Source organism: Halomonas sp. G11, from assembly GCF_001663515.1.
Lineage (GTDB): Bacteria > Pseudomonadota > Gammaproteobacteria > Pseudomonadales > Halomonadaceae > Vreelandella.
This window is the reverse complement of the sequence record NZ_LYXG01000042.1, coordinates 19,269-43,220: the sequence shown is the minus strand read 5'-3', so window position 1 is coordinate 43,220 and position 23,952 is coordinate 19,269. Positions and strand designations below refer to the sequence as shown.

The window sequence follows — 23,952 nt, the reverse complement described above, 5'->3', positions numbered from 1 at the left end:
AAACGGCGGCGCTACCTTCGAGGCTAGCGCGGGCAGATTTCGTCGTTGCTGAAGAAGTAGTTGATTTCGCGCTCGGCGCTTTCCACAGAGTCAGAGCCATGGACAGCGTTGGCGTCGATTGTTTCCGCAAAATCGGCGCGAATTGTGCCAGCGGCGGCTTCCTTGGGGTTGGTGGCCCCCATCAAGTCGCGATTTTTGGCAATCGCACCTTCGCCCTCAAGCACTTGCACGACAACCGGGCCTGAGGTCATGAAACCGACCAGGTCCTTGAAGAACGGACGCTCTTTATGCTCAGCGTAAAAGCCGCCAGCTTTTTCTTCAGACAGGTGCAGCATTTTAGCGGCGACCACGCGCAGCCCGGCGTTCTCAAAACGGGCGATGATCTCGCCAATGGCGTTTTTGGCTACGGCGTCGGGCTTGATGATGGATAGCGTGCGTTCAGTTGCCATGTTCAGCGTCTCCTGAAAGGATGAAAAAGATTGCCGCCCCGGTGGGCCGGGGCGGTACAAATAAGGGGTCGTCAGCCATCTTGGCTAACGAGTGGCGCGATTATAGCGCTTAAGCCGGGGGATGAATACCGCCCTGCCATGAGCCTGTAACGCGCACTAGACGGTAAAGCTTTCGCCGCAGCCGCATTCGTCTTTTACGTTGGGGTTATTGAAACGGAAAAAGCGATTCAGCCCTTCGTTAACGTAATCGACTTCACTGCCGTCGAGCATCTCCACGGCGTCCGGGGCAACGTAAACGCTCGCCCCGTTGGCTTCAAAGCGAACGTCCTCGTCGTTCACCTGGTCGGCGAAGTCCAGTACATAGCTATAGCCCGAGCAGCCGCTGGGCTTGACGGAAACGCGCAGGCCCAGGCCTTGACCGCGTTCGTCGAGCACATGTTGGATCTGCTGGGCGGCAGCTGGGGTAATGTTGAGTGTGGCCATTGAGGCGTCCTCCTGTAAGTAGTCAGCCGCTTAGCGCTACTAAGCGCGCAGCCCGCTCACCGCGTGGCGGATGAGCGTTATGGCGTGGTCGATGTCAGCCTCGGTGGTAAAGCGCCCGAAGCTGAAACGAATCGACGAGAGGGCAAGACGTCGCGGTACGCCAATGCCTAGTAATACGTATGATGGATCTACGCTGGCAGAGTTGCACGCAGAACCGGTCGAAACAGCGATATCGCGCAGCCCCATCAGTAGCGATTCACCCTCCACGCCTTCAAAGGCGAGGTTCAAGATGTTGGGGACTGCCCGGGAAATAGGGGTATTGGCATAGACACCGTCCAACCCCTCCAGTCCTTTTAAAAAGCGTTGCTGCAGCTGGGTGATATGCGCCTGGTCTGCAGCCTGTTGCTGCTGCATCAGGTCAAAGGCTTCGCCCATGCCGGCAATTTGATGCGTGGGCAGGGTGCCGGAGCGCATCCCCCGCTCGTGGCCGCCGCCGTGAATCAGTGCTTCGAGGCGGATATCCGGATGGCGCTTCACGTAGAGCGCCCCCACGCCCTTCGGTCCGTAGGACTTGTGGCCCGACAGTGACATCAGGTCCACCTGCTGGGCGGCTACCGAGAGCTCGATGCGGCCGACGGCCTGGGCGGCATCGCAATGGAAAACCGCGCCAAACTCATGGGCCACGGCGGCCAGGGCGGCGATGTCGTTGATGCTGCCGAGCTCGTTGTTGACCGCCATCAGCGAGACCAGCGCGGTGTCATCCCGCATGGCCTCGCGTAGTTGATCGGGCTGGATGCAGCCGTCGGGTCCCGGCGTCAGCCAGGTAACCTCAAAGCCCTCGTGTTCAAGCGCCAGGGCGGTGTCGATAATCGCCTTGTGTTCAATGGCTGACGTCACCAGATGCATGCCGCGTTCGCGATTGGCGCGCATGAAGCCGATCAGTGCCAGGTTGTCGGCCTCGGTGGCTCCGCTGGTCCAGACGATTTCGCGTGGGTCGGCGCCGATTGTGTCAGCCACTTGGCGACGTGCCTGCTCCACGGCCTGCTCCGCCTGCCAGCCAAGCATGTGGCTGCGCGAAGCAGGGTTGGCGAACAGCTGATCCACGGTCAGGTAGCGCTGCATCACCTCGGCCACGCGCTGGTCGACCGGCGTCGTGGCGGCATAATCAAGGTAAATGGGAAGCGAAGCAGCAGTCATCGTGGTCATGTACCTGTGGTGGAAAGAGGTCGCTTGATTATCAAGTTGACGAAGCAAGAATACCCGCTGCGACCCGTTGCTGCTGGCGTTCGGCGACCTGCATTACATCAGGTCGCTGCATCAATTGAGCCAGCGTGACGTCGTTGAGAAAATGGCGGATCTGCGCCGATAGATCACACCATAAATGGTGTGTCAGGCAGGTATCTCCCTGCTGGCAGTCTGAAAGCCCCTGGCAGCGTGTGGCGTCAACGGTTTCGTTAACCGCGTCAATCACCTGGGAAACGCTGATGCTGTCGGGCGCGTGGGCGAGGAGGTAACCGCCACCCGGGCCGCGCACGCTATTCACCAGCCCGTAACGGCGCAGCAGGGCAAACAGCTGCTCAAGATACGACAGCGATATTTCCTGACGTTGTGAAATATCGCTAAGGCTGGTGGGCCCATGCTGGGCATTGAGTGCCAAGTCCAGCATGGCGGTTACAGCGTAACGCCCTTTGGTAGTCAAACGCATGACAGGTACCTCGACGCCGGTGGCTCAGCGCTAACGGCAAATGTGTTGCCATTATGGGAAAACCCGAGTGCTTTGGTCAACCATTACCCGATGAGGCGTCCTGCTCGGTTGAGGCCGTCGGAGAGGTACGCTTGCCTAAACCTGAGCAGGCACCGTCTGCCTCATCCAGAATGTCGGCGAAATCCTCATCGCGCAGCGCTGGCAACTGACCGTCGCGATAGCTGGCATCCAGTTTGCGAAGCGTCGAGCACATACGTTCGATGCGTTCGTCCACGGCGTGCATGTGATCCAGCATGGCCTGCATCGAGCGGGCGACCGGGTCGGGCATGTCCTCGCTCACGCCGTAGGCATCAAAACCAAACTTCTGGCAGATGGCCTCGCGGCGAGCCGGGTCGACGTCAAGGGCTTCTTCCACATCCGGATCGGCACGCTTCACCACCTTGCCCGGAATGCCGACCACCGTCGCCCCGGCCGGCACTTCCTTGGTAACCACGGCATTGGAGCCGATTTTAGCCCCCGCACCGACGGTAAAGGGTCCGAGGATTTTGGCACCTGCGCCGACGATCACGCCATCGCCCAGCGTCGGGTGGCGTTTGCCCTTGTGCCAGCTGGTGCCCCCCAGGGTGACGCCCTGATAGAGCGTCACGTCATTGCCCACGATGGCGGTCTCGCCAATCACCACGCCCATGCCGTGGTCAATAAAAAACCGCCGCCCGATGGTCGCGCCGGGATGGATTTCGATGCCCGTCAGCCAGCGACCGAATGTCGACATCGAGCGCGATAGCCACTTGAGGTTTTTTTGCCACAGCCAGTGACTGCAACGATGCAGCAGCAACGCATGAAGCCCAGGGTAGTTGGTCAGCACCTCAAGAAAGTTGCGGGCGGCCGGGTCGCGCTCAAAGACGCTGTTAATATCTTCACGCAGGCGTTGAAACATGGGGATCCCTTGGGCGTTGGCAGTTCGATTTGTCACCGGGCGGTTTTGACCCGCATCGCAGGGTAATCAAGCGCAGTAGACGTCTGATATTGGGGGCACTTGGCGCTCTCTTCAAGTCTAGCGCCTCACTCACGGGGTTGCTTGTGCTGCGTCGCCTTTTCAGTGGCGGATAAAATCCCGCGTAGGATATTCATTTCCATCTGTTCAGGACGGGCGCGAAGGTAAAGACGCCGCAGGCGCGCCATGAGCTGGCGGGGCTTCTCGGGGTCATGGAACCCGATGGTGATCAGCACGCGTTCCAGATGCTCGAAATAGTTTTCAAGGGCCGCATGGGACGCCAGGTCATCGTCTGCCTGGGACACCGTGACCGGTTGAACAGTAGCGGCTGGTCCGCTGGCGCTCGGTTCATGGCTGGCTTGAGACAGCCAGGCCATGCGGCATTCGTAGGCGAGCACCTGAACGGCGGCCGCCAGGTTGAGCGAGCTGAAATCAGCATTGGTGGGGATATGCACGTGAGCATGGCAGCGCTGCAGCTCGGCATTGGTGAGGCCGCTGTCCTCGCGGCCAAAGACCAGCGCTACGCGAGATTCGGCTGGCTGGCATTCAGCAGGCAGACGATCGGCCAGTTCACGTGGGGATAGCATGGGCCACGGCAGGGTACGGGATCGGGCGCTGGCGCCCACTGCCAGCGTACAGTCCGCCACGGCGTCTTCGATGGTCGCAAACACCTGGGCGCTGTGGAGCAGGTGGTCGGCCCCCGAGGCGCGGGAAATGCTGTCTTGGGTGATGGTGTCGCAGCGCGGCGCCACCAGTGCCAGGTCGGCGAGCCCCATATTATGCATGGCGCGGGCCACCCCCCCGATATTGCCAGGATGGCTGGTGCCAATAAGTACAATGCGGACACGCTCAAGCATGATAGGACTCGACCCCTGAAAGCGGAAAAGGCGCAGTTTAGCATGAGTCGATAGCGTGCCCGATAGCGGTCTGCTAGAATTGCGCGCCAAAGGCGATCTCTACGCCTAACGTTCTTTAACATCACTGTGACAAGGCCCAACCATGAATCCGATGGTCCAATTTACGCTGCGCGCGGCGCGTAGCGCTGTTGAGCATTTTTTGAAGGTGCGTGAGCGCATTGAAAATGCCCACGACGAATTCAACCTCGACAAGTTGCTCGAAGACACGGCGCGTAAAGCCGAAGGTACGATTGTTCAGCAGCTGGAGCGTGGTTATCCCCAGCACGGCGTTATCGGTCGTTACACGACCTTCAAGCCCGGGCAGGATGAAAGCGAAGATATCGTCTGGAAAATTGAGCCGTTGCACGGCTATTCCAACCTGGCCGTGGCGGGTAAGGGCTTTGCGCTGTCAGTGGTGTGTTTGATTAAAGGGCGTCCCGAGCATGCGGTGATTATCGCCCCCTTTGCCGATGACGAGTACATCGCCAGCCGCGGCCGGGGTGCCCAGCATAACGGTAAGCGTATGCGGGTTAGCCAAGCCAAGGCGATCAGCGCGACCCGCCTGGCGATGAGTCTTCCCGAAGCATGGCTGCGCCCCCGTCATTTACCTGCCTATCTGACCATTACCCAGCAGTTGGCTCCCCAGATAGATACACTGGTAGCCACGGGCAGTGGACTCTTGGATATTTGTGAGTTGGCGACGGGACGGGTCGACAGTGCCTTTGTGCTGGGCCTTGAAGAGCAGGATCTTCAAGTGGGCAGTCTTTTGTTAAAAGAGGCGGGTGCATTGATGGGCACTCCGGACGGGCAACCCAACGTGAAAGCCGAAAGTCAGCTGCTGGCGGCGGGGCCGCGTCTGTATAAATCGATTATCAAACAGCTTGCGCCACACGTTTAAGTTCTAACCATCTAGATTTAAGTGCTGCCCATCTAGACACGATTATCAAGATACCATCATCGAAACAAAACGCCCCTGCCGTGGAAACGGCAGGGGCGTTTTTTTGGAAGCAGGGTCTGCCTGATCAGGGCAGTTCTTCCTCTTCTTCGTCGGTTTCTTTCTGGGGGGGAATCAAGTCTTCCCGCGACAGCTTGAGCGGGAGCAAAAGTGCGCCGGAGACATAGATGGATGAAAATGTCCCCACCACGATACCCACCAGCAGGGCGATAGCGAAGTTCTGGATCATGTCGCCACCCAGCAACAACAGGGCGATGAGTACCAGCAGGGTGGTGCCTGAGGTTGCCAGCGTCCGGGAGAGGGTGGCATTGATCGCATCGTTGAAGATTTGCGGCATATCATCGATGCGCGACATGCGGATTTCTTCGCGCATGCGGTCATACACCACGATGGTATCGTTCAGTGAGTAGCCGATGACGGCGAGAATTGCCGCCAGCACGGTAAGGTCGAAATCAAGCTGAAATATGGCGAAAAAACCGACCACGATAATGACGTCATGCATCAATGCAAGCAGCGCACCAATGGCGAACTTGTATTGGAAGCGCAGCGCCACGTAGAGCATCACCACGCCCAGTGCGACCAGTAGCCCCATGCCGCTTTGGTCGCGCAGTTGGTCACCCACCTGGGCGCCGACGAATTCGGCGCGCACCAGGTCGACGCTTGCGCCATCGTCCCTAAGCAAGCTGACGACCTGATTACCGATATCCGGGTCGAAGGCTTGACGCAGGCGTATCAGTACTTCGCTGGAAGCGCCAAAGGTTTGTACGGCCACGTCTTCAAAACCATTGTCTTGAAGCAGTTGCCTTACCGTGTCGAGGCTCGGGGCGTCGGCGTAGCGCACTTCAATCAGGGTGCCGCCGGTGAAGTCCAGGCCTAGATTCAGCTGCTGGAAAAAAATCGCGCCAATCGACACGATCAGCATGACGGCAGCGACGATGAACGCCAGTTTGCGGCGCCCCATAAAGTCGATTTGCCGTTGTGTTAAAGGTTTCATGACCACCTCGTGAAATCTGGGCTGAGCATTGGCATTAGATCCAGAGCTTTTTGACGGGCTTGCTGCCGTAGGTCAGGTTGACCATGGCACGCGTCACCAGCAGTGCGGTAAACATCGAGGTCAAAATACCGATGGACAGGGTGACGGCGAAGCCTTTGACCGGTCCGGTGCCAATCGAGAACAGAATGACCGCCACCAGCAGCGTGGTGATGTTGGCGTCGACGATCGAGGTGAACGCACGTTCGTAACCCGAGTAGATGGCTTGCTGAATCGACATGCCATTGCGCAATTCTTCGCGTATTCGCTCGAATATCAGCACGTTGGCGTCGACGGCCATGCCCAGCGTGAGCACGATCCCGGCGATCCCCGGCAGTGTCAACGTGGCGCCCAAAAGCGACATGGCAGCGACCAGCAACGTCAGGTTCAGCGCCAGCGCGATATTGGCAAAAATACCGAAGACCTTGTAGCGAATCAGCATGAACAGGGCGACCAGTAACAAGCCGATCTGGACCGACAGTAAACCGCGCTCGATGTTGTCGGCCCCCAGGCTTGGCCCGATAGTGCGTTCCTGCACGAAGTAGATGGGGGCGGCAAGCGACCCCGAACGCAGCAGCAGGGCAAGCTCGGCGGCTTCGGTGGGCGACTCAAGGCCGGTAATGCGGAAACTGTTACCCAGCGCGCTCTGGATGGTGGCCAGGCTGATCAGACCGCGTTCCACATAGGGTTCGCGAACGGTCGTCTCCTCGCCATCTTCAATCACCGTGCGCTCTTCGGTTTTATGCTCGATGAACAGCACTGCCATGTTGCGCCCGATATTGCTGCGGGTGGCGCGGTTCATCAGGGTGCCGCCGGTGCCATCAAGATCGATGTTGACCTGTGGGCGTCCGTTTTCGTCAAAGCTGCGGCTGGCGTTGGAAACGCTGTCGCCGGTGACGATGACGTCGCGCATCAGGTCGGCAGAACGTGATGGCTGGTTACGGAAGCTGAAGGTTTCCGTTTCGCTTTCGGGTGTGTCGGGGCGCGCTTCCAGGCGGAACTCAAGGTTAGCCGTCGCGCCCACAACGCGCTTGGCGGCCACGGTATCCTGAACGCCGGGTAGTTCGACGACGATTCGGTTAGGCCCCTGGCGTTGTACCAGTGGCTCCGCGACACCTAGCTCATTCACCCGGTTACGCAGCGTGGTCAGGTTCTGGTTGATCGCGTAGTCCTGGATTTCATTGACCAGCTCGTCGGTCAGTGACATCACCAGGCGCGCCGCGCGGCCTTCTTCTTCGTTGCTGTATTCAAAGTCAGGGAACTCGCGGCTGATCAGGCGGCGCGCTTCATCGCGATCTTCTTCGCCTGCGAAGTCAAGCGACAGGCTGCGCTCGTCTATCTCGGTATTGCGATAACGAATGCCCTCGCTACGCAGCATCTCGCGAACGGCGCTGGCATTAACTTCCAGCCGCTGGGTCAGGGCCGCCTCCATATCCACTTCCAGCAGGAAGTGAACGCCGCCGCGCAAGTCGAGGCCCAGCGTCATGGGTGAGGCGGAAAACGCCTGCAGCCAGCCGGGGGTGGCTTCGGCGAGGTTAAGCGCAACCGTGGCATCGTCGCCTAGCAGGTCGCTGGCGATTTCTTTGGTGCGCAGCTGATCGTTGGAATCAGGTAGCCGGATAAGCCACTGCTGGTTGGTTTGTTCGATGGATTTGACGGCAATGCCGGCCTCATCGAGGGCGTTTTCGACACGCTCGATTTCGCTCTCATCCAGCGTTTCGCCGGTTTCGGCGCTACTGATTTGGACGGCGGGATCTTCAGGAAACAGGTTGGGAAGCGCGTAGATAAGGCCGGCCACTAAAACGGCCAGTATCAAGAGATACTTCCACAGGGGGTAACGGTTGAGCATGCAAGCCCTGCCTTCAATTACAAACGGAATGCTGTGCACAGACTCGCTATGCACAGCAAGGTTCACCATCGTGGATACCATGTCACCCCTGCCGGGATGGCTGGCATTAAGGCAGGGGTGCTACATCATTACATTAGATGGACTTGATGGTGCCCTTTGGCAGTACGGTGGCAACGGCGTTTTTCTGCACGTTGACTTCGGTGCCTTCGGCGATTTCCATGGTCAGAAACTCATCGCTCACCTTGGTGATGCGACCTACCATGCCGCCGCCGATGACGATTTCATCGCCTTTGTCCAGGTTGCTGATCAATTGCTTGTGCTGCTTCGCGCGCTTGGCCTGGGGGCGCCAAAGCAGGAAGTAGAAAATCAGCACAAAACCGACCAGCATCACGATTTGCGCAATACCACCGCCAGCACCGCCTGCTTGGGCGTGGGCTGGTGAGATAAAGAAATCCAGCATTGCAGAGAACTCCTGGGTTATAAACTCAATGAATGAGCAAAAGATAGCGCCCGCTTAATACGCGCGCCGATTAATTCGCAAGGGGAGGCACCGGCAGGCCGCGCCGTGCATAGAAGCCTTCCACAAAGTTCGTCAATGTACCCGCTTCGATTGCCGCGCGCAAATCAGCCATCACCCTCTGATAATAACGCAGATTGTGGATGGTATTGAGCATTGAGCCAAGCATTTCGTTGCAGCGGTCAAGATGGTGCAGGTAACCACGTGAGAAATGCTGGCAGGTATGGCAATCGCAGTCTTCTTCAAGCGGCCGGGTATCAAAGCGATGGACAGCGTTGCGGATCTTGACGGTACCGTCAGCGGTGAACAGATGGCCGTTACGCGCATTGCGCGTGGGCATCACGCAGTCGAACATATCCACGCCGCGGCGTACGCCTTCCACCAGGTCTTCGGGCTTGCCGACGCCCATCAGGTAACGGGGCGTGTCGTCGGGCATCCAGGTGGGCAAATAGTCGAGCACCTTGATCATTTCGTCCTTGGGCTCGCCCACGGATAAACCGCCGATCGCCAGCCCATCAAAGCCGATATCGAGCAAACCCTTCAACGAGCGTTCACGAAGTTCAGGGTGCATGCCGCCCTGGATGATGCCGAACAGCGCCGAGGGGGAATCGCCATGGGCGTCTCGCGAACGCTTGGCCCAACGCAGCGACAGTTCCATGGATTTCTCGGCCTCTTCGAACGTTGCCGGGTAAGGCGTGCACTCGTCGAAGATCATCACCACATCGGATCCCAGCGAGCGTTGAACCGCCATGGACTCTTCCGGGCCCATGAACACTTTGCTGCCGTCCACCGGCGAGCGGAAATGCACGCCTTGCTCGGTGATTTTGCGCATCTCGCCCAGCGAGAACACCTGAAAACCGCCGGAGTCGGTCAAGATCGGCTTGTCCCACTGGGCAAAGTCGTGAAGGTCTCCATGGGCTTCGATGACCTCGGTACCGGGGCGTAGCCAGAGGTGAAAGGTATTGCCCAGGATGATCTCGGCGCCGATCTCTTTGACGGATTCGGGCGTCATGCCTTTTACCGTGCCGTAGGTACCTACCGGCATAAAGGCAGGTGTTTCTACTGTTCCCCGCGGGAAGTGAAGGCGACCCCGGCGCGCGCGACCGTCCTCGGCCAGGCGCTCAAAGCGCATAAAGCATTCGTTTCGCATCGTTGTTACTCGTTCAGAAAGCGGTTAAAGCGCGACATGATCAGCGGGTCAGCAGCATGGCATCGCCATAGCTGAAAAACGCATAGCGCTCGTCAACCGCCGCTTGATAGGCGTGCATGATGTTATCGTAACCTGCGAATGCCGAGACCAGCATTAACAGTGTTGATTCGGGCAGGTGGAAATTGGTGATCAGCGCATCCACGCAGCGCCATTCATAGCCGGGATAGATGAAGATATCGGTATCGCCACTGAAGGGGGCAATTTGATTGTCAGGGCTCTTGAGGCAGGCGCTCTCCAGGCAGCGCACGCTGGTCGTGCCCACCGCAATCACCCGCTTGCCCGCTGCCTGTGTGGCGCGCACCTGCTGGCAGGTGTCCTCTGAGACATCAATCCATTCGCTATGCATGTGGTGCTCAAGAATGTTGTCCACGCGCACCGGCTGGAAAGTGCCAGCGCCGACGTGCAGGGTCACGAAGGCGCTGTTGATCCCTTTTTCCGCCAGCGCATCGAGCAGCGGCTGATCGAAGTGCAGGCCTGCCGTAGGCGCTGCCACCGCACCATCGCGCCGGGCATAGACGGTTTGATAGCGCTCGCGGTCGCTGAGCTCGTCTTCCCGGGTAATGTAGGGCGGCAGGGGCATATGGCCGTGGGCTTCGAGCAGCGCAATCATTGGCGTGTCGCCCAGAAAGCGCAGTTCGAACAGCGCCTCACGACGGCCTTCCACCACGGCGTGAATATCGCCTTCAAAGACCAGCTCGGTGCCGGGCTTGGGGGATTTGCTCGACCGGAGATGCGCGAGGCCACGGTGGGTATCAAGGGGGCGCTCAAGCAGCATTTCCACCTTGCCACCGCTGGCTTTCTGGCCGTGTAGGCGCGCCGGGATCACTCGCGTGTCGTTGAACACCAGCAGGTCGCCGGGCTCGAGAAGCTCAAGCAAATCGGGAAAACGGCGGTGTTCGAGCGCGCCGCTCTGGCCATCTACGCACAGCAAACGGCAGTCGCTACGCTGTTCAGACGGGTAACGGGCGATAAGCTCGTCGGGTAGCTCAAAATGAAAATCCGCACGCTGCATGAAAAAGCTCTATGTCGGTGACCAAACGGGCGGCATAGGATAGCGCTTTGTGGCGATAAAGTCAGTCAATGTGATTGACCTAGAAGGTGATCTACGTATAATGCGCAGCCATTGCCGGTGTGGCGGAATTGGTAGACGCAGTGGATTCAAAATCCACCGCTGTAACAGGCGTGCCAGTTCGAGTCTGGCCACCGGCACCATCTTTAAAATCAGGGGCTTAGGCCCCTTTTTTGTGTCTGGACGTCGAGCTTTTCTCCTTCAAGATGCTTGAGTGTGCCTACAAAGTGTCAACAGCGATTCCAGCCCTTACTGTCTTACTTACTTCCTCGCATTAGCCAAACGCTCAGTCGCCAGCTTTCGATAAAGAGCAACCAGCTCTGCGCTCTTTGCGTCTTCGTGCCAGCTGGCGGCATAGATCTGGCCGCGCTCGGCGAGCTGTGCTCGGCGTGTTTCATCGCTCAATAGCTGGTTAACCTTAGTGGCGAAGTCGTTATGGTCTTCCTCGGCGATCAGGCAGCCTTCACCTTCTTTTAAGACATCAAGCGTGCCCATGGTGGCGGTGGAGACCACCGGTGTGCCCAGCGCCATCGCTTCCAGTAGTACCAGCCCCTGGGTTTCCGTGCGTGATGCAAAGACGAAAACGTCGGCGGCGCGGTAGGCCGCTTGCAAAGGGCCGCTGCGGTCGAGATAACCGAGAAATAGCACCGATTCCGCCACGCCAAGCGCCTGAGCACGCCGGACAAGCGAGTCATGGGCCGGGCCCTCGCCGGTAATAATCAGCCGGGTGGTGGGGTGTTCGTCCAGTACCCTGGGCAGCATGTCGATCAGAAAGTCGATGTTCTTCTCGAAGGCGGTGCGGCCTACATAGAGCAGCAGTCGTGCTTCCCGGGGCAAGCGGTAATGAGCCCGAAAGTCGCTGTCATGCTGAGGCGAACAGAACGCCTCCAGCGCCAGGCCGGTAGCAATCACCGTGGTGGGCGTGGTCACGCCGTAGCGAGTCAGTGCATGCTGCATCGCTTGGGAGGGAGCTACCAGGGCGCTTAGCTGATGGCATTGGTGTGCCGAAAGCCGCCGTGCGGCCAAGCGTAGCCAGCGTTTTGGTAACCAGCGAATATAGTGCTGAACATACGCCTCAAAAAGTGTGTGGTAGGTCGCGACCACCGGAAGCCCGAGTCGGCGACCCAGGGCAACACCGGCATAGTGGGCGGTAAAGGGCGTATGGACATGAATAAGGTCAAACGCCTTGCCTGCAAGCTGCGGTGTCAGAGCGAGCAGATCGCGGTAGCGCATCATGCGATCCTCCGGGTCACCGGGTACCCGGTGCGAGCGGATGCGCAGTACACCCGGTTCGTCCACTTGGCCCAACGGGTAGTCGGGGCAGATCAGTGTGACGGAGTGACCCAGGCGTTCAAGGGCACCGCGAAAGCTGGCAATGGAGGTGGAGACGCCATTGACGCGGGGAAAGTAGACATCCGAAATCATCAGTACTTTCATGCATCCCGGCTGCGCGTTAGCCGTCGACGTCGTTGAGTGAAGCAGCGCCAACGCCGATTCCCGCCGAGCCTCGCGGTCAGCCTCACGCTGCAGGTGGAGAGCATTGCCGTTGGCTAAGTGAGTCAGCACCGCGACTTCCTGGTCACTGAGCGGGGAGTTGAGAGGAGGGCGTCGACGCTGTGGCATGTTGTCTAAACTCTTATGGCAGCTTATTGCCACCCTAACCCGAGCCCATGACTTGCTGATGACAGCTTGTCATCCCTATTGCACCTCGGTAGAGCGTTAACGCACAGTTGGCTGTCCCCTCGCTTTTTGTCGCCGAGCCGTTTTATAGTGAATGAATCGCATTCGACGAAACACGGTAACCCACCATGGCCCTTTTTGAGCTGCATAGCCGCAACTTATCCCAGGAGCAGGTGGCCCATACCCACGATTTCCATCAGCTGATACTGGCGACCTGTGGTGTCACGGAGCTTTCGATGGAGGGGCGGGGGGAAAGAGTGACGGCCCGGCGTGGCTGTTTGATTCCCTCGTCGCGCCACCATGAGTACCAGGGCGATGGCAGTAACCGTACCTTGGTGCTGGATGTTCCCGTGGCTCAACTGGCCACGCTTGAAAAAGGCAGCGAGATTGAGCGCCTGTTCGATAGGCCGCGTTTTTTCAGCGTCCCCCCGGCGTTAAATCAGCTTACCCACGCCCTGGCCAGTCAGCTCGAGCAGTGCCCCGGGTTGCAGAATGAAATCGCCATTCTGCTGCTGCGCGCGCTGACGATGTATCTGCACGACGCCAGGCCTGAAGCCGTTGAGCAGTTGGGACAGCACTGTATCAGCGAACGCCTCGACCTCGCCCGTCTGGATGCCTGGCTGGATCAGCACCTTGCCGATGAAATCCGCGTGGAGCAGCTAGCCGCCCTTTGCGCCTTGAGCCCAGGGCATTTCCACACCTGTTTCCGCGAGCTGACCGGCGTGACGCCGCTGGCCTATGTCCAGCGCCGACGCCTGGAGCACGCGCGTACGTTGGTACGGCACAGCACGCTTAGCCTGGGGCATGTCGCCATGCTGGTCGGCTTTCGCGATCAGGGCAGCTTCTCCCGCGCGTACCGGCGCTATTTTGAAATCTCTCCCTCGTCTGACCGATAGGCGTAGCCTCGAACCGGCTCCATCCTGAGATCGGTTTGCATGACTTACGGGCAAATTTGCCGCAGTGTCGGGCAAGTAATTTGCCCAATAGCGTTCTAGTCTCTGAAGAAGCCCTTTTGATGGAGAGACCCAGTGAGCGTTACCTACCAAGACAGCAATGCGCGTATGAGCCAAGTGGCGGTTCATAACGGCACCGTTTACCTCGCGGGCCAAGTCCCCACGGATGCCTCGGCGGATATGCGCGGGCAAACCGAACAAGTGCTGGCACGCATCGATCAACTACTGGCCCAGGCCGGTACCTCCAAAGAACATCTGCTTTCAGCGCAAATCTGGGTCACCAGCATGGCAGAGTTCGACCAGATGAACGCCGCCTGGGATGCCTGGGTGGTTCCGGGCCGCCCGCCCGTGCGCGCTGCCGTTGAAGCCAAACTCGCCAAACCCGAGTGGAAGGTTGAAATCATGGTGATTGCCGCACTGCCGGAGGCCTGACATGCGGGTTGTATCTGCACAAGACGTCGCTCGAGCGCTGAGCTGGGAGGGGTTGGTCAAGCGGCTACATGCCACCTTCGTGAATGGCGTGGAGTCGCCGCCGCGCCACCATCACGCCATGCATCGGCCGGATGGCGAAGCCACCATGCTGCTGATGCCCGCCTGGGAAGAAGCCGGGTATATCGGCGTCAAGATGGTCAATGTGTTTCCGCAAAACGCCGACCACGGTGTTCCCGCTATCTCCGGGCTTTATCTGCTCAGCGAGGGCAAACACGGTCAGCCGCTGGCATGTATTGATGGCAGCGAGCTTACCCGGCGTCGCACGGCGGCGGCGTCAGCGCTTGCCGCCCAGGCCCTGGCGAATGAAAACGCAGAGACCCTGCTGGTCGTCGGCACTGGCAAGCTGGCGCCGATGGTGATCGAAGCCCACGCCAGCGTGCGGCCTATCAAGCGGGTACTGATTTGGGGGCGCAACCCCAGTAAGGCAGCAGCGATTGCCGACGATTACGTTGACCGCTTCGAGGTCCAGGTGGTCGACGAGCTGGCCGATGCCGTGGCCGAGGCCGATATCATCAGCTGTGTGACGCTTTCCACCCAGCCGCTGATCAAGGGTGAATGGCTGACCTACGGCACGCATCTGGATTTGATCGGAGCGTTCCGCCCGCAAATGCGCGAAACCGATGCGCTGTGTTTACGCCGCGCCGAAGTATTTGTGGATACCTACGCCGGTGCTCAAGGCGAGGCGGGGGATATTCTGCAGGCGATTGACGAAGGGGAATTCCAGTTCGACCAGATTCAGGCAGAGCTTGCCGAAGTGCTATCTGACACCAAGCCCGGACGCTCGGGGAAGGAGGCGATTACGCTGTTCAAATCGGTAGGCGCGTCGCTTGAAGATCTTGCCGCCGCCATTGAGGTATGGGAGTCACTTCCCGAATAACCCACACAACAAAGAAATCGCTACCCATTAGGTGGTAACGCCAGTCATAACCAAGACCGACCAACAACCAAAACGAGGTATGTTATGAACACTAGCAAATCCATATTGATTGCCGCCCTGGCAGCGCTCCCCCTGGCCATTGCCAGCGCTAATGCCCAGGCGCAATCCAATGAAATGGTGATCGCCACCCAACTGCCGGAGGACATGAGCAATAACGCGATTTATCCGGCGTTGGTGCACTTCAAAAATCTTGTCGAGGCACGTACCGACGGGGATCTGACGGTCAACATATTCGGTGGCGGCCAGTTAGGCTCCGAGGTTGAGAATGGCTCGGAAGTACAGGGCGGACGTACATTGCAGTCGACGATCATGTCGGCCGGGGCCATGTCGTCTTTCTATGATGATTACCAGGTGGTCACGGCACCCTTCCTGTTCACTAATTGGCGCCAGGCCTGGACCTTCTTCGACAGTGAATGGTTCGCTGACTTCATGTCCGGCACCATTGAAGACGCCGATATGCGTTACCTCGGCACCTTCGATGATGGCGGTGGCTTCGTGGCGTTTACCAACAACGTCCGCCTGATCGAGACCGTCGAAGACCTGGAAGGGCTCAACATCCGCACTGAAGAGAACCCCGCCCACGTCGCCATCATGCAAGCCCTCGGGGCTTCTGCCACGCCGCTGCCCTGGGGTGAGCTGATCACCGCGCTGGAGACCGGCCTTGCCGATGGCCAGTTCAATGCCCCGGTGCTCAACACCACCTTCAACTTCGATGCCGTCACCGACTACACCACACTCACCGGGCACGTATACAACAGCGCCCCCTGGATGGTCAGCGAATCGTGGTATCAATCGCTACCCGAAGAGCAACAGCAGGTGTTGATCAACTCCGCGCGTGAGGCGATCCAGATGAGCCACGGCATGTCCGGCGCCCTGGCCACCGCCAGCTGGGTGGAATCCTGCGAACGCTTTGAAGAGTGCTACCTGATGCCCGATGAAGAGCGCGAACGCATGGCCGAGATTGCCCGCCCTGCCTGGCAGGAATGGATTGTCGATGACTTCGGCATGGACGAAGCCCGTGTGCAGGGGCTGCTGGACGAAGTCGAAAGCGTTGGCCAGACAGTTGCCGAGGAAGACTACCGGGTTTATGGCCAATAAACGCATGTCCAGAACGACGCGCTGCTGATCGACGCCGGGGCGGCAATTACCGCCCCGGCGTAAACCGTGATTAGCGGGCGTTGTCATGAGGGGGCTTTATGGGCGTATTACAACCGTTGCGCCGCCTGAGCGATAGCGTCAATCAGGTGGCTATCGTGGTGTGTGTGGGCTGTATTCTGGCGATGCTGGGCATTTCGTTTACCGCGTTTATCTACAAGCTGGTGACCGGCAGCACGCTAAGCTGGACGTACTCACTGGCGCGACTGTTTTTGCCATGGATCGGCTTTTTATCCATGACCATCTCGTTGCGCTATGGCGAACATGTTGCCATGACGCTGCTGGTTCGCAGCCTGCCAAGAGTCCTGGTGCAAATCGCTGCCGGGCTCTGTTTGGCGGTGATTGCGCTGTTTGCCCTGATGCTGACCTGGTACGGCTGGGATTACTTCACCAGCGCCACCCAGGTCTACATGGTGTCCGCGCAAATTCAAATTCCCAGCAAGGTGACTGCCATCGTGGTGCCTCTCAGCGGCATCATCATGCTGCTGCACCTGGTGCATGGTTTTTCACTGCTGGAGCATTTTATCGATGATGACGACGTGATCGGCGAGCTCATCGACTCGGCCGACGGGGAGCACCGCTCATGACGCCTGCGATTATCGTCTTCGTACTGCTGCTCTTCATCGGCGCGCCGGTGGCCGTGGTCATGGCCATGTCAGGGCTGGCGGGCGGTTTTGCCATGGGCGGCGAACGCATGCTGGGCATCATTGCCGACCGCATGTTCTCGGGCGTTTCCGGCTTTTTGCTGATCGCCGTGCCCTACTTTATCTTCACCGCTGAGTTGATGAACCAGGGTGGGCTGACCCACAAGCTGATCGCGTTCAACAATGCGCTGTTTGGCCGGGTGCGTGGCTCGCTCTCCCACGTGAATATCTCCGTCTCGGTGTTTTTTGCCGGGCTGACCGGCGCGGCAGTGACCGACACCGTGGCAATCGGCAAGATCATGATCCCCGAGATGAAAAAGCAGGGCTACGATGCCGAGTACGCCGCGGCGGTCACGGCCTGCTCCTCAATCATCGGGCCGATTATTCCGCCCAGCGTCGTGATGGTGGTGTACGCCACGCTGCTGCGGGATATCTCGGTGATCGACCTGTTTGCCGGTGGCATTATTCCCGGCCTGATCATGGCATTGGCGCTGCTGGGCGTGAGCTTTTTCCTGGCCTGGAAGCGCAACTACCCCAAGCAGGCGCCAACGCCGTTCAAGATGGCGGTCATGTCGTTTCTGCTGGCGCTTCCCGCCATGGTGGTGCCGCTGATTATCCTGGGCGGTATTCTTTCGGGGCTCACCACGATTACCGAAGCCTCGGGCTTTGCGGCGGTTTACGCCATCGTGATCGGCGTGGTGTTCTACCGCAATCTGACCTGGCGCAAGATCTGGGATTCGCTGGTGACCACGGTACGCTTCTCCGGGGTGGTGTTTTTTCTTCTGGCCACGTCAGCGGTGCTTGGCTGGTTTGTCACCCGCTCGGGCATTGCCCGGGATGCGGCGAGCATGATCACCACCGTCAGCGATGCGGCCTTTGTGCAATTGATGCTGGTCTGCCTGCTGCTCATCGTGATTGGTACGGTGATGGATGTGCTGCCCGCGCTGGTGGTGATTGCCCCGGTCCTCGTGCCCGCGATGATCCAACTGGGGTTCGACCCGCTGCACTTCGCCATCCTGATGATCGTGGTGCTCAATATCTCCAATGTAACACCACCCGTGGGCATGACGCTGATGACCGCCGCGCGAATCGCCGAGGTGCCTTACGAGCGGGCGATTGTAGCCTCGCTGCCGTTTTACATCTCGTTCTTGGTGGTGATCGTGCTGCTGGCGGCGTTCCCCGCGCTTTCTACCTGGATTCCTTCTTTACTCTAACGGGCTGCCAAGGAATGCGAATTTGACCATGAAATGCTTCTACCATCCTGACCAGGCCTACCACGCGCCGCCAACGTTTCTGTTGCGCGGCCAGCCTGCGCCTTCACCGGAAGGGCCGGTGCGCGCCGAGCTGCTGACTCAAGGCTTGGCCAACGCAGGGCTGACCCTGACCGCACCCAGAGAGGCGGATTCGCCGACGCTGCGCAAGCGCCTGGAGCAGATTCATACGCCGCGCTACCTGACGTTTCTGGAAACCATTTACCCCCGCTGGCAGACGCTGCCGGATGCAGCGGAATTTGTCGCGCCCAATATTCACCCCTGCGGCGGCGGTCACCACTATCCACGCCACCCGATCGGCCAGGCAGGCTGGCATCTGCATGACATGGCCTGCCCGCTAAGTGCCACCAGCTTTCAAGGCGCCCTGGCCTCGGCAGCCAGCGCCGAAGCGGCCGCAGAAAAAGTGCTTGATGGGGCGCCTGCGGCCTACGCGCTGTGCCGCCCACCGGGCCACCACGCCGGGCCCGAACGCGCCGGGGGCTTTTGCCTGTTGAATAACTCGGCGCTGGCGGCCACGGTGCTGCGCGAACGTTTTGCCAAGGTGGCCATCATCGATGTGGACCTGCACCACGGGAACGGTACCCAGGATATTTTCTATGATCGGTGCGATGTCTGGACCGGCTCGCTCCACGCTGACCCCAGCGACTTCTATCCGTTCTTTTGGGGTGGTGCTGATGAGATCGGCAGCGGCGAGGGCGAGGGGGCCAACGTTAACCTGCCGCTGCCGTTAGGCGGTGACGGTGATGTTTATCTCAACGCCCTGACAATGTTGATTGAGTGCCTGCAGCGCTTTGAACCTGAAGCCGTGGTGGTGGCGCTGGGGTTAGACGCCCACAAGGATGACCCGTTGGCAGGTCTCAAGGTGGAAACCGAGGCGTTTGTTGAAGTGGGTAAACGCCTCGCGGCGCTCTCGTACCCCATGGTGATTGTGCAGGAAGGCGGCTACCCCACCGAGCATTTAAGCACCAACCTGGCCGCCTTCATGCAGGGCTTTACGGCATGAGCACGACGGGTTTTTACTGGCACGAGCGCTGCTTTTGGCACGACCAGGGCGCCATTGGGGTGTTTTCCGCACCCGGCGAGTTTTTACAGCCCCAGGCTGCGTCAGAAAGCCCGGAAAGCAAGCGGCGGCTGAAGAATATTCTGGAAGTCAGCGGGCTGATTGATGAGCTTCAGGTGGTGAAACCGTCGGCCGCGTCGCTGGAGGATCTGCTGCGCTTTCACACTCTGCGTTATTTAGACGAGCTGCAGGCCGGGGATAAAGCGCGAGGCGGCGACGGAGGCGATTGTGCCCCCTACATGCCCGGCAGCTGGGCGGCAGCCACCCAATCCGCTGGTTTAGCCATTGCCGCTGTGGAAGCCGTGGCGCTTGGCGAGGTGAACAATGCCTACGCCCTCTGCCGCCCGCCCGGCCACCATGCGGAAGCCGACCAGGGCCGAGGGTTCTGCCTGCTGGGCAATATTCCCGTCGCGGTAATGCGCGCTCGCGCCTTGGGGCAGGTTAAGCGCGTGGCGATACTCGACTGGGATGTTCACCACGGCAATGGCCAGCAGGCAGCGTTTTATGACGAGCCGGAGGTGCTGACCGTATCAATGCATCAGGCGGCCAATTACCCGCTGGAAACCGGTGGCTTTGACGAGCAGGGCGAAGGCGCAGGCCGGGGCGCCAATCTCAACCTGCCGCTGCCGCCGGGCTGTGGTTTGGGCGCCTACGCGTACGCCATGGAAAAACTGGTATTGCCCGCGCTTGAGGGGTTCAAACCTGATCTGATCGTGGTGGCGTGCGGTTACGATGCCTGCGCCAAAGATCCCTTAGGCAAGATGTTGCTCAACAGCCAGGCCTTCGCCACCATGACCGCCCAGCTAAAAGCCCTGGCCGAGCGCTGCTGCGAGGGCAAGCTGGTATTCATACATGAAGGTGGTTATTCAGAAGGTTACGTACCGCTCTGTGGCCACGCAGTGATCCAGACGCTGGCAGGTAGTCAAATTGCCGTGCCCGACCCGCAAAACGATGAAATTGCCGCCTGGGGCTATCAGGCACTGCAACCGCACCAGCAGACCTTGATCGACGAATGGTGCCAACAGTGGGAGCAACGCAAACAATGACACCGCTTTATGACCGCGATGGCTGGATTTGGCACGATGGCGAATGGCGTGAATGGCGCGACGCCAAGGTGCATGTTTTCACCCACACGCTGCACTACGGCATGGGTTGTTTCGAAGGCGTGCGCGCCTACGCTGGCACCAGCGGCACGCACCTGTTCCGGGCCGCCGAGCACAGCCGCCGCCTGGTGGAAAGCGCGCACTCGTTGGATATGCCGCTACCATTCAGCGAAGCCGCGCTGATCGACGCCCAGCGCGAGTGCCTGGCCAAAAACGGCCTGAGCAATGCGTATTTGAAGCCCACGGTATTCTTCGGGGCGGAAGGCTTGGGGCTGCGCGCCCAGGGCTTGACCACCCATGTGATGATCGCTGCCTGGGACCTGGGCCCTTACATTTCCCCTCAGGCGGCGACCCACGGGTTGCGCGCGCTGACCTCCTCCTGGGCGCGCCACCACGTCAATATCAGCCTCTGTCGCGCCAAGACCAACGGCCACTATGTCAATTCCATGCTGGCGCTGAATACGGCGCTCAAAGCCGGGTTTGATGAAACCATCATGCTCGACCCGGAGGGCTACGTGGCCGAGGCATCGGCGGCTAACGTCTTTTTGCTCCGCGACGGCGTGCTGCACACCCCGGAAGTGACCTCCTGCCTGCAGGGCATCACCCGGGATAGCGTGATTCAGCTGGCGCAAAAAGTGCTGGGTATTGAAGTGCGCGAGCGGCGGATGACCCGAGACGAGTTGTACACCGCCGACGAAGCCTTCCTGACCGGCACCGCCGCCGAAATACTCCCGCTGCGCGAACTGGATGGGCGGCGCATTGGTGGGAGAGCGGGTGCACCACCGGTCCATGAACCGATTACCCCAGACAGCGTGACCGCTAAACTTCAGGGCTTATATCGCCAGGCGGTGCGTGGCGAGCTGGATGATTTCAGGCACTGGCTAACCCCGGCGTAAGCCGGGGATATATGGGAAGTCAGGCGTGCTCTTTTATAGCCTGCTCGAGAATTGCCAACCGCCCAGGCACTAGGGCATCGGCGACTGCGGTAATGCGCAGCACATGACCAATCGACGGATGCGCGGGGCGAGCGATTAACCGACCGGCTTCCAGCAATTCGCGGTGAACTCGCTCGGCAAGTTCGGCGCTGGGCAGACGAATGCCGACAAAGTTAGTGGCGCTGGGTAGTACGTCGGCCCCCAGCGCACGAAAGTGATCTGCCAACCGCTCGCGGCGGACTTTCACATCGGCGACGTGCTGGTTCACTTCCTCAGGGTGGTCAAGTACCACTTCGGCGGCGGCCAGCGTCAAGGTGGAGACCGCGTAATGAATGCGCACCTTCATCATCATCGCCAGCACCTCGGGGTCGGCGATGGCGTAGCCAATACGCAGCCCCGCCAAGCCATGGGCCTTGGAGAACGTGCGCAGGCGAATCACGCCCGGTAGCGCCTTGGCCGCGAACTCGCTACCCGCATCATCGCGAAAATCCCCGTAGGCCTCGTCCAGCAGTAGCCAGCAGGTGTCGGGCAGCGCATCCCGCAGCTTGAGGATCGCACTGTCGCTATGCAAGTGACCACTGGGGTTGTCCGGGTTGGCCAGATACACCAGTTGGGCGTTTTCCTGGCGGGCGGTGGTGGCCAGCGCTTCCAGATCAGGGGCGAGCACGCCAGGCGCCTCATGGTAGCCGAGTTCAATCAAACGGCAGCCCTGGCCTTTGGCAAAGTAGCCAAAGGTGGGGTAGGTGCCCGCGGTGCTCACCACCGTATCGCCGGGTTCGCAGGTGGTGCGCAAGGCCAGCGCCATCAGGCTGTCAGCACCGGCATCTACCAGCATCGTTTCAAGCGCAATACCTTGCTGAGCACTCAACCGCTGGCGCACACCCAGCGCCTCGGCATCGCCGTAGCAGTAAACGTGCTCGGCCAAGGCATCGCCAAAGTGCTCGCGCAGGGCGCGATGGGGCATGTCCAGGCCTTCATTGGAACCCAACCGATGGGGAATCTCCTTTCCAATGCGGCGCTCAAGCACCTTGATGCCGGGGAAGGGATTATGCGGGCCTTCGCCGGTTAAACGTTCGGGGTAGCAGGGCTGGATGTTGGTGGGCTTGGAATGGCTGGGCATAGCAGTGTCCTAGAAAGTGACTAATTAACTCAAAATTTTATGGCGATTCAGCAAGTTGAGCGGATCAAGCGCCTGCTTGAGGGTATGCATCAACGCGATCTCGTCGCTGGAGCGGCAGGTGCTTAGCCAGGGGCGCTTTTCCAGGCCAATGCCATGTTCGGCGGACACCGAGCCGCCCAGTGCCGCCAGCGGCTGGTAGACCATGGCTTCCACCTCGCGGCGCACCGCTGCGTCAGCGCTTCCGGCGCTAACGGAAATATGCAGGTTACCATCGCCTAAGTGGCCAAACACCACCAGTCTCGCCTCGGGCCAGCGCTTGGTGAGTTGGGCTTCCAGTGCATCGGTGTAGCGCTGCATATCAGCAATCGGCAGGCTGACATCAAAGGTGAGCAGGGGCGCCAGACCCTTGATCAGCCCTTCAATATCTTCGCGAATCGCCCATAACCCATCGCGCTGGGTGCTCGATTGCGCGATGACCGCATCGACAATCAACTCGTCCTCTAACGCGCTTTCTAACGCTTCACGAAACTGGGTGGCGTTGCGCTCGGCATCGCTGCCCAGGCAATCAATAATCACATAAAAAGGGTGCTCGGTGGCAATCGGTGGTGTGTGGCGCCCAAGCGTTTCAGTGAGCAGCCGGTAGTGGTTTTGCCACATGACCTCAAACGCGCCTAGGCTTCCGCCCAGCGCCTTACCCATCTGGCTAAGCAGCCCGGTCAATGCCTCAAACGAAGGGCAGGCCACCAGCGCCGTCTGCTCACTGGGCGTGGGTGGCTGCAAGCGTAGTACCGCGCGAGTCACAATCCCCAGCGTGCCTTCGCTGCCAATAAACAGCTGTTTCAGATCGAAGCCGGCATTATTTTTCAGCATGCGGTTCATGGAGCTGACCACACGGCCATCGGCCATGACCGCCTCCAGGCCGAGCACCTGCTGGCGCATCATGCCGTAGCGGATAACGCGAACGCCACCGGCGTTGGTGGCAATATTCCCGCCGATGGTGCAGCTGCCGCGTGCACCAAGATCCAATGGAAACTGCAGGCCCACTTGTTTAGCGGCCTCCTGCACCCGCTGCAGCGGTGCCCCCGCCTGTACGGTAAGCGTGCCGCCCACCTGGTCAATCTCCTCAATCTTGGTGAGCCGCTCAAGGGAGATCACCAACTCATCAGGACTTGCCTCCGCGCCGTGCACCAACCCCGTCAATCCGCCGTGGGTCACCACCGGCTGCTGCACTGCATGGCAGGCGCGCATCAATGCAGCGACTTGTTCGGTATCCGCCGGGCGAACAATCGCTCCCGCCTGGCAGGGCGCACCGGTCATCCAATCTACGCGTCGGCTGCGTACATCGTCGCCGGTCAATATATGGGCCGGGCCGACAATGGCACCTAATGCCTCCAGGGTTATCTGCATGGGAGTTCCTTTACCAAGATGTAAAAACTCTCGAGTGA

At 59.7% G+C, this 23,952-nt stretch carries 24 protein-coding genes and 1 tRNA gene; 11 read left to right on the top strand and 14 right to left on the bottom strand.

The genetic code is table 11. From position 1 onward, the window contains the following. Positions 1-23: 23 nt before the first annotated feature. The 6 genes from ndk to ADS46_RS16570 all read right to left on the bottom strand — a co-directional run bounded on the left by ndk (position 24) and on the right by ADS46_RS16570 (position 4,488). Positions 24-449, bottom strand: coding sequence for a nucleoside-diphosphate kinase (gene ndk / locus ADS46_RS16595; protein ID WP_066321880.1), 426 nt, complete (start codon positions 447-449; stop codon positions 24-26). Positions 450-605: 156 nt separating this feature from the next. Beyond that, a complete protein-coding gene (locus ADS46_RS16590) occupies positions 606-932 on the bottom strand; it encodes a HesB/IscA family protein (protein ID WP_066321879.1) in 327 nt (108 codons plus the stop codon). Between the two features lie 39 nt (positions 933-971). Then, on the bottom strand, positions 972-2,129 hold the full coding sequence (locus ADS46_RS16585; RefSeq protein WP_066321878.1) for an aminotransferase class V-fold PLP-dependent enzyme: 1,158 nt from the start codon (positions 2,127-2,129) through the stop codon (positions 972-974). Between the two features lie 40 nt (positions 2,130-2,169). Then, a complete protein-coding gene (gene iscR, locus ADS46_RS16580; protein ID WP_066321876.1) occupies positions 2,170-2,637 on the bottom strand; it encodes a Fe-S cluster assembly transcriptional regulator IscR in 468 nt (155 codons plus the stop codon). Between the two features lie 76 nt (positions 2,638-2,713). Further along, positions 2,714-3,574, bottom strand: a complete 861-nt coding sequence (gene cysE, locus ADS46_RS16575; protein WP_066321874.1) for a serine O-acetyltransferase — start codon at positions 3,572-3,574, stop codon at positions 2,714-2,716. Positions 3,575-3,699: 125 nt separating this feature from the next. Continuing rightward, positions 3,700-4,488 carry an RNA methyltransferase gene (locus tag ADS46_RS16570; protein WP_066321873.1) on the bottom strand — a complete coding sequence of 263 codons (789 nt, stop codon included), beginning with the start codon at positions 4,486-4,488 and terminating at the stop codon, positions 3,700-3,702. A 142-nt stretch (positions 4,489-4,630) separates the two neighbouring features. Here ADS46_RS16570 and ADS46_RS16565 point away from each other — a divergent pair, with 142 nt between their 5' ends. Beyond that, positions 4,631-5,425, top strand: a complete 795-nt coding sequence (locus tag ADS46_RS16565; protein ID WP_066321872.1) for an inositol monophosphatase family protein — start codon at positions 4,631-4,633, stop codon at positions 5,423-5,425. Positions 5,426-5,549: 124 nt separating this feature from the next. Here ADS46_RS16565 and secF read toward each other — a convergent pair whose 3' ends face one another. The 5 genes from secF to queA all read right to left on the bottom strand — a co-directional run bounded on the left by secF (position 5,550) and on the right by queA (position 11,100). Then, a complete protein-coding gene (gene secF, locus ADS46_RS16560) occupies positions 5,550-6,476 on the bottom strand; it encodes a protein translocase subunit SecF (protein WP_066321871.1) in 927 nt (308 codons plus the stop codon). A gap of 34 nt (positions 6,477-6,510) precedes the next feature. Then, positions 6,511-8,361 carry a protein translocase subunit SecD gene (secD, locus tag ADS46_RS16555; RefSeq protein ID WP_066321870.1) on the bottom strand — a complete coding sequence of 617 codons (1,851 nt, stop codon included), beginning with the start codon at positions 8,359-8,361 and terminating at the stop codon, positions 6,511-6,513. 133 nt (positions 8,362-8,494) lie between these two features. Next, positions 8,495-8,821: a preprotein translocase subunit YajC gene (gene yajC / locus ADS46_RS16550; protein ID WP_066321865.1), complete on the bottom strand. Its 327-nt coding sequence runs from the start codon at positions 8,819-8,821 to the stop codon at positions 8,495-8,497. Between the two features lie 70 nt (positions 8,822-8,891). Next, positions 8,892-10,028 carry a tRNA guanosine(34) transglycosylase Tgt gene (tgt, locus tag ADS46_RS16545; RefSeq protein ID WP_066321863.1) on the bottom strand — a complete coding sequence of 379 codons (1,137 nt, stop codon included), beginning with the start codon at positions 10,026-10,028 and terminating at the stop codon, positions 8,892-8,894. Positions 10,029-10,068: 40 nt separating this feature from the next. Further along, entirely contained in the window at positions 10,069-11,100 is a 1,032-nt protein-coding gene (gene queA / locus ADS46_RS16540; RefSeq protein ID WP_066321860.1) for a tRNA preQ1(34) S-adenosylmethionine ribosyltransferase-isomerase QueA, read from the bottom strand. Positions 11,101-11,213: 113 nt separating this feature from the next. Here queA and ADS46_RS16535 point away from each other — a divergent pair. After that, positions 11,214-11,300 (top strand) — tRNA-Leu (locus tag ADS46_RS16535). A 118-nt stretch (positions 11,301-11,418) separates the two neighbouring features. Here the strand turns inward: ADS46_RS16535 and ADS46_RS16530 are convergent. Continuing rightward, positions 11,419-12,780 (bottom strand): glycosyltransferase, encoded by a 1,362-nt coding sequence (locus tag ADS46_RS16530; protein ID WP_082926130.1) that lies wholly within the window; start codon positions 12,778-12,780, stop codon positions 11,419-11,421. 185 nt (positions 12,781-12,965) lie between these two features. Between ADS46_RS16530 and ADS46_RS16525 the strand changes: the two genes are divergently transcribed. The 9 genes from ADS46_RS16525 (at position 12,966) to ADS46_RS16485 (ending at position 21,348) form a co-directional block, all read left to right on the top strand. Further along, positions 12,966-13,733 (top strand): helix-turn-helix transcriptional regulator, encoded by a 768-nt coding sequence (locus ADS46_RS16525; protein WP_066321858.1) that lies wholly within the window; start codon positions 12,966-12,968, stop codon positions 13,731-13,733. Between the two features lie 132 nt (positions 13,734-13,865). Beyond that, entirely contained in the window at positions 13,866-14,222 is a 357-nt protein-coding gene (locus ADS46_RS16520; protein WP_066321856.1) for a RidA family protein, read from the top strand. A gap of 1 nt (position 14,223) precedes the next feature. Continuing rightward, positions 14,224-15,159 (top strand): ornithine cyclodeaminase family protein, encoded by a 936-nt coding sequence (locus ADS46_RS16515; RefSeq protein WP_066321853.1) that lies wholly within the window; start codon positions 14,224-14,226, stop codon positions 15,157-15,159. 84 nt (positions 15,160-15,243) lie between these two features. Next, positions 15,244-16,317: a TRAP transporter substrate-binding protein DctP gene (gene dctP, locus ADS46_RS16510; protein WP_066321849.1), complete on the top strand. Its 1,074-nt coding sequence runs from the start codon at positions 15,244-15,246 to the stop codon at positions 16,315-16,317. 98 nt (positions 16,318-16,415) lie between these two features. Further along, entirely contained in the window at positions 16,416-16,961 is a 546-nt protein-coding gene (locus ADS46_RS16505; protein WP_066321848.1) for a TRAP transporter small permease, read from the top strand. After that, positions 16,958-18,232, top strand: a complete 1,275-nt coding sequence (locus tag ADS46_RS16500; protein WP_066321847.1) for a TRAP transporter large permease — start codon at positions 16,958-16,960, stop codon at positions 18,230-18,232. Before ADS46_RS16505 ends, ADS46_RS16500 begins: the two co-directional genes overlap by 4 nt. 28 nt (positions 18,233-18,260) lie before the next feature. Continuing rightward, positions 18,261-19,292 carry a histone deacetylase family protein gene (locus ADS46_RS16495; protein ID WP_066321846.1) on the top strand — a complete coding sequence of 344 codons (1,032 nt, stop codon included), beginning with the start codon at positions 18,261-18,263 and terminating at the stop codon, positions 19,290-19,292. Next, complete coding sequence (locus tag ADS46_RS16490; protein WP_066321844.1) at positions 19,289-20,395, top strand: class II histone deacetylase; 1,107 nt, start codon at positions 19,289-19,291, stop codon at positions 20,393-20,395. The genes ADS46_RS16495 and ADS46_RS16490 overlap by 4 nt, the downstream gene beginning before the upstream one ends. After that, a complete protein-coding gene (locus ADS46_RS16485) occupies positions 20,392-21,348 on the top strand; it encodes a branched-chain amino acid transaminase (RefSeq protein ID WP_066321842.1) in 957 nt (318 codons plus the stop codon). The genes ADS46_RS16490 and ADS46_RS16485 overlap by 4 nt, the downstream gene beginning before the upstream one ends. Positions 21,349-21,367: 19 nt before the next feature. Here ADS46_RS16485 and ADS46_RS16480 read toward each other — a convergent pair whose 3' ends face one another. Beyond that, the gene (locus ADS46_RS16480; protein WP_066321841.1) at positions 21,368-22,507 is read right to left on the bottom strand and encodes a pyridoxal phosphate-dependent aminotransferase; all 1,140 of its coding nucleotides are present in this window, start codon (positions 22,505-22,507) and stop codon (positions 21,368-21,370) included. Between the two features lie 24 nt (positions 22,508-22,531). Further along, complete coding sequence (locus tag ADS46_RS16475) at positions 22,532-23,914, bottom strand: FAD-binding oxidoreductase (RefSeq protein WP_066321840.1); 1,383 nt, start codon at positions 23,912-23,914, stop codon at positions 22,532-22,534. Positions 23,915-23,952 lie beyond the last annotated feature (38 nt).